Below are 15,836 nucleotides of genomic sequence, written 5' to 3'. Positions count from 1 at the left end.
TATCATTGCCTGATTAACATTCACATTAACCTATTCAAAAATGATCCCCGAGAAAAATCTGTTTAAACAAACTGTTGATGGAAAAAATACCAATCTGTATATTTTAAAAAATGAACACAACATGCAGGTTGCCATAACCAATTACGGAGGCAGAATTGTTAGCATTCTTGCTCCGGATAGGGATGGTAAGTTGATTGATGTGGTTTGTGGGCATGGATCTTTGGCAGGATACCGTAAAGAAGACGATCCTTATTTTGGAGCACTTATCGGTCGCTATGCCAACCGGATATGTCGCGGAGAATTTGAGCTGAACGGGAAAGCATACCAGCTGGAAATAAATAATGGCCCAAATGCATTACACGGAGGTAGCCGAGGATTTCATGCACGTGTATGGGATGTGAAAGCTGTAACGGAAGATCAACTAGAACTTCATTATTTTTCTACTGACGGAGAAGAGGGTTATCCGGGAAACTTGCAGGTTAAAGTAATTTATACTGTAACAAATGAAAACGCACTGCAAATAGAATATCAGGCAGTAACGGATAAAGCCACGGTGGTCAATTTAACAAATCATTCTTATTTTAACCTGAACGGCGAAGGTGAAAACACTATCCTCGATCATATTTTAATGATTAATGCTGATTATTTCACGCCTATCGACGAAACTTCGATACCCCTTGGAAAACTGCATGAGGTGGCAGAAACACCCTTTGATTTCAGGGAGCCCAGAACCATAGGCGCTTTTATAGGAGACAAAGATGAACAGTTGCTAAACGGCCAGGGTTACGACCATAATTTTGTTTTGAAACACCATGGAAATACATTAGGTCTTTGTGCTACGGCGTATGGCCCCGAGACTGGTATTTTCATGGAAGTTGAAACTACACAGCCCGGAGTGCAGCTTTATACCGGGAATTTTTTAAACGGCAAAAATCAGGATGGAAAAGGAGGTAAAACATATCCTTATCGCTCTGCTTTTTGCCTGGAAACCCAACATTTTCCCGATTCTCCGAATCAACCGGATTTTCCTTCAACCGTTCTTAACCCTGGTGAAACTTTTAACAGCACTACGATTTATAAATTTTCATCACGACAGGTGTAACCTGGTATAAAAATGAGTCGTCATAGTTGCATGAAACGACAAATTTATACCCTGATACTACTTTTTGTTATAACTATCCCGGTTTTAAAAGCTGAAGAAAAAAGGATTCTTACCAGCGATGGTGTAGAACTTTTTGTCACTGTAAAAGGAAAGGGAATTCCTTGTTTGTATATCCATGGTGGTCCTGGTTCAGGAGCCTACTGGCTCGAAGCTTTTAGTGGAAATATGCTTGAACAGCACATGCAGATGATTTACCTGGATCAGCGTGGTGTAAGCAGGTCATCCAGCCCGAAAAATAAAGATTATTCGATGGACAGGATGCTTAAAGATTTTGAAGAAGTACGCAGTGCCTTAAATATTGATAAATGGATAGTACTTGGGCATTCGTTTGGAGGTGGGATACAAACGGCTTACGCAGCCAAATATCCGAATGCGGTGAGCGGGATGATTATGCTGAACACTACCATTAATATAAGTGAATCGTTAAAGGGTACTATCGAATACACAAAAAATCATACGAAGGGCCAGGACTTCTCTTTTGTAAATGATACTACGCTTAAACCCATGCAAAAAATGGGCAGGTGCATGAATTTATTGGGTGAAAACGTATATAAATTATTTTACCGCGAAAAATCATCTTCCGATACGATGGATTCAGTTATGAACCGCATTGAAAACTGGAATGGCGATTTTTCTTCCAGCGTAAATGATTACCCGGAGTACTTTCAAAATTTTGCCCCATTGACAGTTTCAATAAAAGTTCCTGTACTTGTATTTAGCGGTAATACCGATTATGCCATTGGCCCGGAACACTATAAACTAATGAAATTTAAAAAGATGATGCTTTACAAAGCAGATGTTGGCCATCTTCCATTTATTGAAGCTAAGCAGGATCTTGAAACTGCAATTAATGCTTATCTAAAGAAGTATTTCAAAGTTAAATTAACATAGAACAAACGTCTGTAAATCCAGGGCGGTTTCTAACCTGTTCCGGCAAGACTTATATATATAGAAAAAGCGGTATAAATACCGCTTTTTCATTTTAAAAATATAGTATGAACTATTATAACACCGCAATCTTAGTGTCTGCTTTTATAAAATTTTCAACAGCCGTATCTATGTTTAAGTAGGAAGAATTATAAGTATCTGACGGGCCATTAATAAACAAACAGGTATTATCTTTAATGGTATCTATGATCTGGTTTGTAAATTCAACAGGAACAGCCGGACATCCGTAGCTTCTTCCCAGTCGGCCGTGCTGATTGATAAAACCTTGGCTTACATATTCTGCTCCATGCACAACCACAGAACGGTCTAGGGCATTTGTGTTAAAGTTTGTATCCATACCGTCCAGCTTTAACGAACGGCCGTGTTTGCCATAATAAATATCGGTAGTAACATAGAAACCAAGACTGCTTTGATGAGACTCAGCCACATTTGAAAAATCCGTCGCCATATCCTCGCCGCTTCCTTGTCCGTGAGCAACTAAAGTATTAAACAAAAGTTTTTTGTTCTCCAGATCTATGATCCATAAACGTTTAGTGCGGCTTGATCTGTTAAAATCAACAATAGTTACAATTTGTCTGTTCGCTGATAAAAGGTTTTTGCTTTTCAGGTTGTAATATCCCGTTACTGCTTTTCTGAAAACTTTCCCGTCTAAATTGCTGCTGCTTAATCCCGCTTCTGTATAAATATTGTTTATATAATCTGTAAAAAGCTGAAGGTTTGAAGCTTCATGTTTTTTATTAATTTCTGTATTGTTGATAGTAACACCTGTAGTTTTGGTGTTATCGGTTTTATTAAAATCGGCGGGAACCCAGCTCAAAGCTGATACTCCCAGTAAAAACATAGTTGCACAAATTCCTGCTAGTGACTTCCTTCTCATAAATGTTTTACTTAAGTGATTGATAACGTTTTTAATTGGTAGAAAATTATACGTGGGCTGTAGAATTTTGTTATACAAATATACTGAACATCAGGGGTTAAAATATCTGTAAAATGTCAGGAAATCCTTTTATTGAACCAGTAAATTACAGCCCCGGATATCACTGTTATCAAATCGCCCGGATATTTCAAATGTTTTTCCCGTGCATTTTCCTAAGTCCTGAGTTGCTATAAAAGAACAGGAATTGATATTTGCAAGGTCGATAATATTAATCCCGCCCGTTTTGCCTTCTAGCAGAAATGTAAACGGATCGTTAATGTCTCTTACCAGTACCTGCATCCATGGCGGACATTCAAAAATTCCTTTTCCTTTTGAATATGCCTGTGAGAGGAGCTCGGTCATTCCGTATTCAGAATGAATGGCATTAACACCGAAACCTGCACACAATATATTATGAAGTTCTTCACGGATCATTTCTGTGCGTTTTCCTTTCATGCCTCCTGTTTCCATCACAATAAGTTCCAGGAAATCAATTCGAAAGTTTTCAATAAAATCCAGTAGAGCATATGTTACACCGATTAAAATGGTTGGTTTTTTCTCTGTTTTTAAAGTGAGCAGGGTTTGAAAAAGGTCATCGTGATTATACAGAAAATACCCGCTTTTTTGATTTTCGCTTTTCTCAATCAGGTCATCCACCATGTAAATAAGCGACGAACCTTCCCTTTCCTGGTACGAGGGAAGTAAAGCCAGTATGGTATAAGAACGTATATCTCCGTAAAAATATTTAAACCCTTTTCTGAAGCTTTTTTCATAGATGCTTACATCCGCCACCAGATGCCTGCTCTGAGTCATTCCGGTCGTTCCGGAACTGGAGAATACTATTTCAGGTTTATTGTTTTCTGTAATTATATCCTGCGTTTTAAAAAATTCTACCGGAAGAAAGGGGATTTGTGTTATTTCATTTACCGACCATGGATCGATTCTTAGCCCTTTAACAAATTCTTTATACACCGGGCAATTAGATACCTGGTAGTTGAAGACTGATAAGGCTGCTTCTCTGAATTCTTCCGAAGATTTAATTGAAAATACCTGTTCTGTTTCCGCATTCACGGGGCAAATATAAGAAGGATTGGTAATCAATCACGACTGATGGCATTGCGAAAATAAAACCCCGCAAGAGCCGAAAAGCCTGCAGCTACTCCGCCTATAATTCCGGAAATAAGAAGCATAATAATCCAGTTAAATGAAAAATCCGGCAGCATAAACATTTGCCCTACACGATTGGCCAGGATATTTTCATTAGGAAGTGTTTTTACTAATCCCATCACTATCCACAACACAAATATTGCGGAGAAGCCAGATCGAAATGCGTGGGCGCCGTTGTAAGCTTTCCAGGCAGCGAAACCGAAAGCTACCGGCCCTATTATCCACCAGGGTAAAAAGAGCTGGAGAATGAGGGACGCAAAAAGTATTAAAATGAATATCATGATTTTATTTTAATAGTGATAACGACATTGTAGGATGATGATGGAATCATTTTCTACTTTATAAACCAAGCGGTGCTCCAGATTTATTCTTCTCGACCACCATCCGGCAAGATTATGTTTCAGTAATTCCGGTTTTCCGGTTCCTTCAAACGGTGTACTTTCTATTTCTTTTATTAACGAATTAATCTTTTTAAGCAGTGTTCTGTCTATGCCCTGCCAGTATAAATAGTCTTCCCATGCCAGACTAAGAAAAATAATTCTCATTCCTCAATAAGCTTTCTTTCCTGTCCTGCTCCTTTTTCATATTCTTCAATCCCTCTTAATAATCGAATTGCATTTTGAGGATTTTTAAGCAGATAAAAGGTTTCCTGCATGCTTTCATAATCAGACTTAGAAATTACAACCACATCCTCACTATTAGGCCTGGTAACAAAAAGTGGAGTGTGATTTTCAAGCACTCTGTCCAGAAAAGATTTCATTCGCTGTCTGAAAGCGGTATATGTTGTTATTTCCATCGCACTTTTTATAAAGATAACAATAAAAGTACAGAATGTTGTACGTTTATTTTATTTCTTTTGGATGATCCAATGAGTTTTTATTTGCTGCGGCTTTTCATCCGGAGAATGAAGAAAAACAAGCTCGTCTAACTTTCCGTTTGCCCAGGTGCCGATCATGTCGTTATAATAAAAGCTGCCCGGGTTACCCGATTGCCCTCCGGGAAAAATACCAAATCCTTTGGGCTCTTTTCCTAAGGCAACTACCATTCTCCAGGATGGCCCGTTGCTTTCGCCTAATGCATTCACCGAATATTTTGAGCCGCCTATTTTTAAAATTTCAGATCCGAAACCTTTTATTTTTGCCAGATGCGGCACGTTGCTGCCTTTTGCATTTCCCCATTGCCATTCTTTGCTTATTGGTCCGAAACGTCGTTCCAGGCTATCGACAGCAAGTTTAAAAGATGCAAGCACATCATCTTCCTTTGTTTCTTTATGGGGCGTCTTTATATTGTCGAACCAACGTGCGTCCGGCTCATTCAATACCATTTCAACCGTTCTGTCACGCGATGGATAACGCATGGGTGTTTGTTCCGAACCAAATTCATCGTCCCATATCCTCTTAAACAGATCTTTATTCCAGATATCAAAAATACTTGCTCCGATTTCACTTGCATTGAAAAAACGATTCCATTTTTTTATGATATGCAAAGCTTCACGTTCAGAAGCGTTAAGTTTTTCGGGATTGATCGAGCTGATTAAATTTTCAAGAACGTTTTCAGCTAAAACGCTGTAGGCATCATTTTGTAAAATCCGTAAACTGTCGGCAGTAGCTTTACTCATAACAGTAAGTCGGTTATTTATGCGTTTTGCACGCTCATAACCTGAAAATTCCCAATTAATATAATACGGATAAGAAGGATCTGTGGAAGACTGATTGGCAGAACTTACAAAGCCGCGGGGAGGATTTTTTACTGTAGGGTTTTGGTCTGCCGGAATGCGTCCGTGCCAGTCATTTTGAGGAAGGCTTCCGTCAAGGATAAATTTACCCTGATCTTTATATTTTAAGGGAAAATAGCCGTTGGGAGTTATTGCAATATCATTATCAGCGCTTGCAAAAACGAAATTCTGAGCCGGGGCAGTGTAATAGGTTAATGCTTTTCTGTAATCATCGTAGTTTTGAGCCCGGTTTAATAAATAAAAAGTATTCAGATCTTCAGAAGGAAGATGCGCTACCCATTTTAAAGCATCACCAACCGGAACATTTTTAACTTTAGCAAAGTTTTCAGGTTTTTGTTTTTCAAGATACACAATAGGCCCGTGATGGGTGTATAATACCGTATCCTGAACAGTTTTCCCGCCTCTTATGCTAATTGTTTCTATTCGTTTTTTTAACGGATTCCATTTGTTGTTATACCAGTATTCCTGTTTGGCATTGTCTTTAAATTGAACGGAGTACCAATCTAAAACATCTGCTCCAACATTCGTTACTCCCCATGCAACCTGCTGGTTAAATCCTATAATTACACATGGAGCCCCCGGAATGGAAACCCCATATACATTAACACCAGGTGCCGTCATTTGTACCTGGTACCAGATAGCGGGTAATGTTAAGTCGAGGTGCGGATCGTTTGCAAGTATCGGAAAACCAGTTGCCGATTTACTGCCGGCAATTGCCCAGTTATTGCTTCCAATACCTTCTTCTTTTTGTTTTGTTTTGTGATAACTTGTCCTGTCCGGAACGGAAGGTGCTTCCGGGATCGGCAGCGGTTTGAAATTCCATTTAGTGCCGGTAGGAATCACTGGATCTTCCCGAAAAGGATAATCGGGAAAAAGGTCTTTTACTACATCTGCACCATATTTATTCAGCACATTGGTCATGTACAGCTCATCAGAGCCGCTGGTCAACGTGGCTGACATCAGTTTAAGCAGCAGTGCCGTATTCAGGGTTTTCCATTCTTCAGGTTTGTAATCCAGTATTTTAAATTCGATAGGATAATCTTCCGGCTTTAGCGAATGTATGTAGGCATTTACCCCATCAGCGTATGCTTGTGTAATTGCTTCAATTTTTGGATTTCTTTTTAATGCCTCTATCATTTTTTCAGCCCCAAAAGTCATTCCCAGGCGCCTTTGATATTTGTCAAGCTCCAGCGCTTTTTCGCCTACAACTTCCGAAAGTCTGCCCGCTGCAAATCGTGTCTGAAAATCCATTTGCCATAAACGATCCTTTGCAGTAACGTATCCCTGGGTGAAATACAAATCGTAATCATTCTGAGCGAAAATGTGCGGTATACGATGCTGATCGAACAAAATCTTTACGTTTCCCTTTACTTCCGGAATTTCAATTGTGCGTTCATCCTTATTTCCTGATTCTGCATTCTGCCAGAATCCACCGAAGGGATTTAAAAACTTTCCGGCTGGAGGAACACTGCCGATTTTAGTATTTAAAGTTATCAGAAGGCCAACAGCAAAAAGAGCGAATAAAACAGCTTTAGTTGTTTTCATTACAGAATGTGATTTCCGAATCTAAGTAAAGCAAAACTTTTAAGTTGACAAAAGGGGCAGAGACATTCGTTATTTAATTCTGTTTATATCTTTTGTAACTGTGAATAAATTTATACGAATAAAGCTATGCTATTTTGTAGATTTAGTGCTTTAAATTTTGCTGCTTATTGAACATCTGCTGGACGATGAGCTTTAGTATAAGATAAATAATGGAAGAAGAGAAAATTACCGCTGCTCAGGAATTACCCAAACAAGAATTTAGTATAGAAGAATTAGAAGAAGGAATTCAACACGTAAATAATCCGGTTATTGGCTTAAAACCTATAGAGAAGAATTACTTAACCAGTGTTACCGGATACGTTCAGAATAATAACAGTTTCGTTTTTACCGATGGCGAAGCCAAGGTTGCAGTGCGGGTTATCAGTGATGAAATAATTCGTGTGCGACTGGCTCCGCATGGAGTTTTTCTGGAAGAATTTTCATACGCTGTACCGCATCCCGATCAAAAAGTAACCGTGTTTTCTTTTGATGAAGATGCAGAAAGCTACCGGGTAGAAACCAATACAATCACCTGTATCATTAGAAAAAAAGACTTTCATATTTCATTTGCTGATAATACCGATCAGATTATAAATGAAGATGAGGTGCCCATGCATTGGGAAGAGAATGTGGATTTTGGGGGGTATTATGTTTATTGTACCAAAAAATGCCAGCCCGACGAAAGCTTTTTTGGATTAGGGGATAAAACCACTTCTTTTAATTTACGCGGCAACCGGCTGGTTAACTGGAATACGGATACGTACTCCTTTGCAAAAGGCCAGGACCCGCTTTACCGTTCCATTCCTTTTTATGTGGGAATAAATAAAGGTACTTCTTACGGGATATTTTTTGATAATACCTTTAAATCTCAGTTTGATTTTGCCCATCAGGAATCTGATAAAACTAGTTTCTGGGCTGATGGAGGCGAATTACAGTATTACTATATCCATGGGCCTAAGATGATGGATGTAGTAAAAAGGTACCATACATTGACAGGAACTCACCCGATGCCGCCTCAATGGGCGCTGGGTTTTCATCAGTGCCGCTGGAGCTATTATCCTGAAAATAAGGTTAAAACAATTGCTGCCAATTTCAGGAAACGTAATATTCCCTGCGATGCCATTTATCTGGATATAGATTACATGGATGGCTACCGCTGCTTTACGTGGAATAAGAAATACTTTCCCGATCCGAAAAGGATGATGAAAGAACTTTCGGATGATGGCTTTAAAACAGTGGTAATTATTGATCCGGGTATCAAAGTAGATGGAAATTATTGGGTTTTTCGTGAGGGACGGGAGAACAAATATTTTTGCCGCAGGAGCGATGATTATTTTATGGAAGGACATGTTTGGCCCGGCCGGTGCCAGTTTCCAGATTTTACAAACCCTGAAGTCAGAGAATGGTGGGGTGGCCTGTTTAAAGAACTGCTGGAAGCAGGAGTTGCAGGAATCTGGAACGATATGAACGAGCCTGCTGTTTTTGGCTCTGGAACGTTCCCCCTTGATGTGAGGCATCAGTATGATGGCTACAGAGGTTCCCATCGTAAAGCACACAATGTTTACGGGATGCAGATGGTTCGTGCTACGTACGAAGGATTAAAAAAACTTCATAAAAACAAGCGTCCTTTTACTATTACAAGGGCGGGATATTCAGGCGTGCAGCGTTATTCTTCTGTGTGGACAGGTGATAACGTAGCTTCGTGGGAACATTTAAAATTAGGCTCTGTTCAATGCCAGCGACTGGCGGTATCGGGTATTTCGTTTTGTGGAACAGATATTGGCGGTTTTACCGGCGAACCGGATGCAGAACTTTTTACCCGCTGGATTCAATTCGGAGTTTTTTCTCCTTTAATGCGTGCTCACTCTGCAGGCGATACACGGGAACGGGAGCCCTGGAGCTTCGGCCCGGAATGGGAAGCAATTAACAGGAAGTTTATTGAATTGAGATACCGGCTGCTGCCTTATATTTATTCCGCTTTCTGGGAAAATCACCGGTATGGGTTTCCAATTTTGCGCCCGGTTGTAATGATCGAGCAGGAGGAAGTGGCTAACCATCACCGGGAGGAAGAATTTACCTTTGGAGATAAGATATTAGTTTCGCCGGTATCGCAACCGGGGCAAACAAGCAAAGTAGTTTACCTCCCCAAAGGTAACTGGTTTGATTACTGGTCGCACCAGCTTATGGAAGGTGGAAAAGAGCATACCGTAGCAACCCCGATAGACAGCATGCCGATTTTTGTGAAAGCAGGATCTGTTATTGCAGAATGGCCTTTAATGCAGTATGTAGGCGAAAAGGAAATTGATGAACAGATCTTCCAGGTGTATTATTCTGATTACGAAGTCAATTCTTTTTATTTTGAAGATCATGGCGATACATTTGCTTACGAACAGGATATTTATACCGAAAAGAAATTTGTAGTGAACGGAACTGAAAGTTCTATGAATATTCAGCAATCTGCAGAAGGTTTATTTACTCCACGTTACGAAACATACGAGTTAAAAGTGATAGGACTACCTTTTAAACCTTCCAAAGTTATTATCGATAAAAAAGAAACACAACAGGATCTTAATTTCGATGAGCTTGGAAGAGTAAGGATAAAAGCCAACAAGAACTTTAAAGAAATCCAGATACTGAAGTAGGCGTTTTAGCGACCGTTATTAATTTTTAACTGATTCCCCTCCGAAAGAGGGGAATTTCTGTTTATACTTGTTCATAATAATTTATCCAGAACTCATGCTGTAATAAATTGTTACAACTAAACCACCCTAAAACCGGTATCAAATGAAGCGAAAAGAGAAAGTTACTCCTCCTGTAAGTGAAAAACAACCAGTTGTTCCCCTTTCACGATTTACCGAATTTGATATTTTTTTATTTAAAGGCGGTAAACATTACAAGCTTTACGAAAAGCTGGGCTCTCATGTGATGGAACATGAAGGAGAAAGGGGAACTTACTTTGCAGTTTGGGCTCCTAACGCCCAACAGGTTTCAGTTATTGGAAATTTTAATGGCTGGAACAGGAATGAGCATAAACTTTTTGTAAGGTGGGATGGGTCGGGAATATGGGAAGGTTTTATTCCAAATACCGGCAGCGGAGAAGTTTATAAGTATTTTATTTTAACACATAACGGCGAAGAGCTGGAAAAGGGTGATCCTTTTGCATTGCGATGGGAAGAAGCACCGCTTACTGCTTCTATCGTTTGGGATACCTGGTATGAATGGGACGACAAAGAATGGATGCAGACCCGTAAAAATAAGAATGCGCTTGATAAGCCTTTTTCAGTTTATGAAGTACATTTAGGGTCGTGGGCACGAAGCCCGGAATCTCCGGATATATTCCTGAGTTACAAATTCATTGCCGACCGCTTGATCCCGTATGTAAAAGAAATGGGCTTTACGCACGTGGAGTTTATGCCGGTTATGGAACATCCTTTTTATCCTTCATGGGGATACCAGATTACGGGTTTTTTTGCGGCTTCTTCCCGTTACGGAACTCCGCAGGACTTTATGTACCTGGTGGAGGAACTTCACAGAAATAATATAGGTGTAATCCTTGATTGGGTTCCTTCCCATTTTCCGGGTGATGCTCACGGAATTTACAACTTTGACGGTACACATCTTTATGAACATGCGGATGAACGTAAAGGGTTTCATCCCGACTGGAAATCCTATATTTTTAACTACGGGCGAAACGAAGTAAAAGCGTTCCTCATCAGCAATGCGCTTTTCTGGTTAGACCGGTATCATGCGGATGCGCTTCGTGTAGATGCAGTGGCTTCCATGCTTTACCTGGATTATTCACGTAAAGAAGGTGAGTGGATTCCAAATGAACACGGCGGAAGGGAAAACCTGGAAGCTATTACTTTTTTAAAGGAGTTTAATGAAGCGGTTTACAGCCACTTTCCTGACGTTCAAACCATTGCTGAAGAGTCAACATCCTGGCCCGGTGTTACCAAACCCACGTTTGCAGGAGGATTAGGATTTGGTATGAAATGGATGATGGGATGGATGAACGATACCTTGAAATATTTTCAGCAGGACCCTATTTACCGGAAATACCATCACGGGCAGATTACTTTCAGTACTGTTTATGCCTTTACAGAAAATTTTATGCTGCCACTATCGCATGATGAGGTAGTACACGGTAAGAAATCGCTCGTTTACAAAATGCCCGGCGATGAATGGCAAAAGTTCGCCAATCTTAGGCTGTTGTTCACTTTTATGTTTACTCATCCGGGTACCAAGCTGTTGTTTATGGGCGATGAATTCGGGCAGACTTCCGAATGGAATGTGAACCAATCGCTCGACTGGCATTTGCTTGAATATGCTCCCCATATGGGTGTATCTGAATTAGTAAAAAAACTGAATAAGTTATACTGTACAGAACCGGCCCTGTTTGAAAAAAGCTTTTCGCACGAAGGTTTTGAATGGATAGATGTGGGAGACGCAGCAAATTCGACACTTGTTTATAGCCGGAAAGGGAATCTGTCTGAAAATGACCTTGTAATTGTACTAAACCTGACTCCTGTACCAAGAAATAATTATCGTTTTGGAGTTCCTTTTGGGGGGGAATGGAAAGTGATTTTTAATTCGGATGAACACCAGTTCTGGGGCAGTAATTCCGAAACACCTTACAAATTACAGTCAGAACCTGTTCAATGGATGAATAAGGAGAATTCAGTAGCGCTTAATCTGCCACCATTAGCAGGAGTGATATTGAAGAGGGGATATTCTATTTGATTAAAAGATGGTTTTATCCTGCGGAGAAGAAGAGGATAATAGTTTAGTATCTGGATTTATACGAAAAGAGATTCACTATAAATAATACTTACCTATGAAAATACCGGAGAAATACCTCCCGCTAATGCCTTATCTTATTCTGAATAATGCCGCTGCTTTTTCGGATTTCGCAGTAACTGTTTTTAATGCAAAAGTGCAGTTGTTGGTTCCTGGAGAGCATAGTAAAGTAATGCACGGTGAATTACGCATTGGGGAAGCAGTTGTGATGTTTGCCGATGCAACGGAAAAATGGAAAGAAAAGCCGTCGGGAATGTATCTGTATGTTCCTGATGTAGATAGTACCTATAACCTTGCACTCATAGCCGGTGCTGAAAGCCTCATGCCTCCCGGCAAACATGAATATGGATATACAGCCGGTTTTGAAGATCCTTTTGGAAATCAATGGTGGATAGTAGAGCCTGAAAAGGATTAGAACTTTTTCTTAAATTGCTGTCAGCTTTCTACAATCTAAGAATTAATGACAGCATCCGATATTATCAGGCTTCGTTTAATAAATCAGCAAATAGGCGGAACATTATTTCAGAAACCGGCAGAAGTAGTAACCTGGCTGGGTGCAATGCAGGCACAGGAATATGCTATGGCAAAATGGGCAATCAGCCTGCGTTCGCCAAAACTGAAAGATGCAGTTATTGAACAAGCATTTAATGAAGGTGAAATTCTTCGTACTCACCTTTTGCGTCCTACCTGGCATTTTGTAAGCCCTCAGGACATTCGTTGGCTGCTTGCGTTAACAGCTCCCCGGGTAAATGCTGCCAATGCGCACATGTACCGCAAGCTTGAACTTGATACCGAGCTTTTTAACCGCACTAATACGATCTTAGTAAAAGCACTTGAAGGCGGAAATCAGCTTACACGTGAAAAGATACGCATACTATTTGAAGAACAGAAAATCAGTGCTTCAGGAACCAGATTAGCCTGTATATTAATGCGGGCTGAACTTGAGGGAATAATTTGCAGCGGGGCCAGGCAAGGCAAGCAATTTACCTATGCGCTGCTCGAAGAAAGAGTTGCTCCTGCCCCGAGTCTGCATCGAGAAGAAGCTTTGGCAGAGCTTTCAACGCGTTATTTTACAAGCCGTGGGCCTGCAACAGCAGAGGACTTTGCATGGTGGTCTGGCTTAACTGCAAAAGATGCAAAGGCTGGAGTTGAAATGCTCGACTCCAACTTCCTCAATCTAAAAATTGAAAATAAGTCGTATTATTATAAACCACCCTTAGAGGTGTTTAAACCACAGAGTACGTTCTTAATGCCCGATTACGATGAATATGTAATTGGCTATAAAGACCGCAGCAGCGTATTCGAAGAAAATTCAGAAAGAGGAAGGGGTGCAATGATATTTAATCATACCTTGATTGTTGAAGGTAAAAGTGCCGGAACCTGGAAAAAAACAAGTAAAGGTAAAGCTGTGGAAGTGGAAATATTTCCATTTGCTCCCTTAAATAAAACAGGTATTGGAGCTGTGAATAAGGCTATTAAACAGTTTTATGAATTTTGCGGTAATAATCAATCAGCACAATAGGTAATGAAATCACAGGAAGTGGAAAAATCAGCCAGGATAAAAAGAATAGTTACAACCTATAACCAGATCCCGGTTATATTCTGGTCTTTGCTGAATTTAATCCCCTTGGGCTATTTTTGCTATGGTTACATGGATTTAAAGATCCTTTACGTGCTGTTAACAATAAGCATCCTTTCCGGATTCCTTCCTCATTCCTTCTTCAAAGCCCTGCAACTTGGTAAAAGCAGTACTGTTTATAACAGAATAGGAATCAGAATAGTTAAAAAATATACGCAGGACGGGGATCTTGTTAACAAGTTTGTAAGGAGAAAATTTCCAGAATATAAAGTCCTTGATAGCAGGGAATCTCTACGAAAGCCCTACAATAAAACGTACTTTTATGAAAAAGTCCATTTTATAATGTTTCTGTTTTTCCTGTTTGCAAGCGTCTATGCCTTGGTTAAGGGCTTGTATGTCTGGGCTTTGCTTTTAACCGTTAATAATCTTATTTTTAATATATATCCCATATTTCTTCAGCAATACAACAGGATAAGAGTTAACAGAATTTTGGGTAATAATAAGTAAACATGCTTTCATGAAATCCCTGTATCTTTTTTCAATTCTGTTGATTTTTCTGCTTATCGAAACAGGTTGTGCTGTTAAGCCGCCTCATGAAAAAAGGAGTTTACGAGAACCTGACCTGGTAGAACTAATCAAACTGGACAGTACAATAAAACTTGATATTCGATATGCCACTTCAAATAACTTTGCAGGCCGCCCCGTTTATTCTGAAGCCAGAGCTTTCCTTCAGCGTGATGCTGCAGTTGCAGTGGTGCGGGTAAATAAAGAATTGAAATCCCTGGGTTTCGGTTTACTGGTTTTTGATGGTTATCGCCCGTGGAGCGTTACGAAATACTTTTGGGATATTACGCCCAGGGAGAAACATATCTTTGTTGCAGATCCTAAAATCGGCTCGGTTCATAATCGCGGCTGTGCTGTTGACCTGAGTTTATACGAAATTGCTACGGGCCGGGAAGTTCAAATGCCTGGAGCGTATGATGAAATGTCCGAACGTTCTTATTCCGCTTATACCGGCGGAACAGAGACACAACGCAAAATGAGGGATTTGCTACGATCTAAAATGGAAGAGCAGGGATTTAAAGTACTTCCACATGAATGGTGGCACTTTAATTATAAAGATTCTTCAGAATACCGCATTGGAAACATTCCTTTTTCAGATATTAAATAATCTTATCAGTAAAAAGATTTTCCTATCTTCATCTAACCAATTTATCCTGTCGCCGATGATCTTTCGGTCTTTAACATTTGCCTGTGCACTTTTTGCCTGTAGTTCTGCACGGGCACAGTCAGACTCTTTGTACTTTTCATCAGCAAAAGATAACCTTGTTGTGCTTTATACTAAAGCAGTAAACTCCCCATCTCCACTTTATACCGGTTTTGAATACGAAAACCAGAGAAAATCCTACTTAAAAGGCCATCCTTTTTTTAAAAGTGATAAACAGCAAACCGGAAGTGTTTTTTATAACGGCCATCTGTTTACATCCGTGCCTTTGCTTTATGATATGGTACAAGACCAGATTGTAGTAACAAATCCCGCAACCGGTATTCAAATCCGGCTGGTAAAAGAAAAAGTAAAACGATTTTCTATTGGCTCGCATAACTTTAAATACCTCTCCTTCAATGATCTCGCTGTTGCTGATGGATTTTATGAAGTAGTATATGATAATAAAGTGAAAGTGTTTGCCAGAAGATCAAAAATATCACAGGAGAGAACAACAGACATTGGACTGGAAGGAAAGTATGCAGAAAGCAACCGGTATTTTGTATTGAAAAATAATGATTATCAGGAAGTGAGTGACAGAAAAACGCTGTTAAACTGTTTTGAAGACAAGAGAAAAGAGCTGAAGCAGTATGCAAGAAATAGTAATTTGAAATTTAAAAACGATATCGAGACAGATATTGTGAGGCTGGTAACTAATTATGAAACTCTTGTAAGTAACTAAGG

15 protein-coding genes are annotated in these 15,836 nt (G+C 39.8%); 9 read left to right on the top strand and 6 right to left on the bottom strand.

The window, feature by feature from the left end; genetic code table 11:
* Positions 1-40 precede the first annotated feature (40 nt).
* Together ACLCDL_RS14125 and ACLCDL_RS14120 are read left to right on the top strand one after the other, a co-directional pair.
* Positions 41-1,102 carry an aldose epimerase family protein gene (locus ACLCDL_RS14125; RefSeq protein ID WP_423149006.1) on the top strand — a complete coding sequence of 354 codons (1,062 nt, stop codon included), beginning with the start codon at positions 41-43 and terminating at the stop codon, positions 1,100-1,102.
* A 30-nt stretch (positions 1,103-1,132) separates the two neighbouring features.
* On the top strand, positions 1,133-2,053 hold the full coding sequence (locus tag ACLCDL_RS14120) for an alpha/beta fold hydrolase (protein WP_423149005.1): 921 nt from the start codon (positions 1,133-1,135) through the stop codon (positions 2,051-2,053).
* Between the two features lie 112 nt (positions 2,054-2,165).
* On the opposite strand, the gene ACLCDL_RS14115 is transcribed toward ACLCDL_RS14120, so the two are convergent.
* From ACLCDL_RS14115 to ACLCDL_RS14090, 6 genes are all read right to left on the bottom strand, one after another.
* On the bottom strand, positions 2,166-2,987 hold the full coding sequence (locus tag ACLCDL_RS14115) for a murein L,D-transpeptidase catalytic domain family protein (protein WP_423149003.1): 822 nt from the start codon (positions 2,985-2,987) through the stop codon (positions 2,166-2,168).
* Positions 2,988-3,116: 129 nt separating this feature from the next.
* The gene (locus ACLCDL_RS14110; RefSeq protein WP_423149002.1) at positions 3,117-4,097 is read right to left on the bottom strand and encodes a LuxE/PaaK family acyltransferase; all 981 of its coding nucleotides are present in this window, start codon (positions 4,095-4,097) and stop codon (positions 3,117-3,119) included.
* 26 nt (positions 4,098-4,123) lie between these two features.
* Positions 4,124-4,474: a hypothetical protein gene (locus tag ACLCDL_RS14105; RefSeq protein ID WP_423149001.1), complete on the bottom strand. Its 351-nt coding sequence runs from the start codon at positions 4,472-4,474 to the stop codon at positions 4,124-4,126.
* A 9-nt stretch (positions 4,475-4,483) separates the two neighbouring features.
* Complete coding sequence (locus tag ACLCDL_RS14100; RefSeq protein WP_423149000.1) at positions 4,484-4,738, bottom strand: Txe/YoeB family addiction module toxin; 255 nt, start codon at positions 4,736-4,738, stop codon at positions 4,484-4,486.
* Positions 4,735-4,989 carry a type II toxin-antitoxin system Phd/YefM family antitoxin gene (locus ACLCDL_RS14095; protein WP_423148999.1) on the bottom strand — a complete coding sequence of 85 codons (255 nt, stop codon included), beginning with the start codon at positions 4,987-4,989 and terminating at the stop codon, positions 4,735-4,737. Before ACLCDL_RS14095 ends, ACLCDL_RS14100 begins: the two co-directional genes overlap by 4 nt.
* Positions 4,990-5,040: 51 nt before the next feature.
* Positions 5,041-7,473: a penicillin acylase family protein gene (locus tag ACLCDL_RS14090; protein WP_423148998.1), complete on the bottom strand. Its 2,433-nt coding sequence runs from the start codon at positions 7,471-7,473 to the stop codon at positions 5,041-5,043.
* 209 nt (positions 7,474-7,682) lie between these two features.
* Here ACLCDL_RS14090 and ACLCDL_RS14085 point away from each other — a divergent pair, with 209 nt between their 5' ends.
* The 7 genes from ACLCDL_RS14085 to ACLCDL_RS14055 all read left to right on the top strand — a co-directional run bounded on the left by ACLCDL_RS14085 (position 7,683) and on the right by ACLCDL_RS14055 (position 15,834).
* Positions 7,683-10,154 carry a glycoside hydrolase family 31 protein gene (locus tag ACLCDL_RS14085; protein WP_423148997.1) on the top strand — a complete coding sequence of 824 codons (2,472 nt, stop codon included), beginning with the start codon at positions 7,683-7,685 and terminating at the stop codon, positions 10,152-10,154.
* A gap of 142 nt (positions 10,155-10,296) precedes the next feature.
* The gene (gene glgB / locus ACLCDL_RS14080; protein ID WP_423148996.1) at positions 10,297-12,252 is read left to right on the top strand and encodes a 1,4-alpha-glucan branching protein GlgB; all 1,956 of its coding nucleotides are present in this window, start codon (positions 10,297-10,299) and stop codon (positions 12,250-12,252) included.
* A 94-nt stretch (positions 12,253-12,346) separates the two neighbouring features.
* Entirely contained in the window at positions 12,347-12,724 is a 378-nt protein-coding gene (locus ACLCDL_RS14075; RefSeq protein WP_423148995.1) for a VOC family protein, read from the top strand.
* A gap of 45 nt (positions 12,725-12,769) precedes the next feature.
* Entirely contained in the window at positions 12,770-13,831 is a 1,062-nt protein-coding gene (locus tag ACLCDL_RS14070) for a winged helix DNA-binding domain-containing protein (RefSeq protein WP_423148993.1), read from the top strand.
* A gap of 3 nt (positions 13,832-13,834) precedes the next feature.
* Positions 13,835-14,395: a glycosyl-4,4'-diaponeurosporenoate acyltransferase CrtO family protein gene (locus tag ACLCDL_RS14065; RefSeq protein ID WP_423148992.1), complete on the top strand. Its 561-nt coding sequence runs from the start codon at positions 13,835-13,837 to the stop codon at positions 14,393-14,395.
* Between the two features lie 10 nt (positions 14,396-14,405).
* Positions 14,406-15,059: a M15 family metallopeptidase gene (locus ACLCDL_RS14060; RefSeq protein WP_423148991.1), complete on the top strand. Its 654-nt coding sequence runs from the start codon at positions 14,406-14,408 to the stop codon at positions 15,057-15,059.
* Entirely contained in the window at positions 14,983-15,834 is an 852-nt protein-coding gene (locus ACLCDL_RS14055) for a hypothetical protein (protein WP_423148990.1), read from the top strand. Before ACLCDL_RS14060 ends, ACLCDL_RS14055 begins: the two co-directional genes overlap by 77 nt.
* Positions 15,835-15,836 lie beyond the last annotated feature (2 nt).

It is taken from the genome of Rubrilithobacter danxiaensis, from assembly GCF_047272945.1.
Lineage (GTDB): Bacteria > Bacteroidota > Bacteroidia > Sphingobacteriales > Sphingobacteriaceae > Rubrolithibacter > Rubrolithibacter danxiaensis.
Note: the sequence above shows the minus strand (reverse complement) of the source record. Positions and strands in the feature narration are given on the sequence as shown.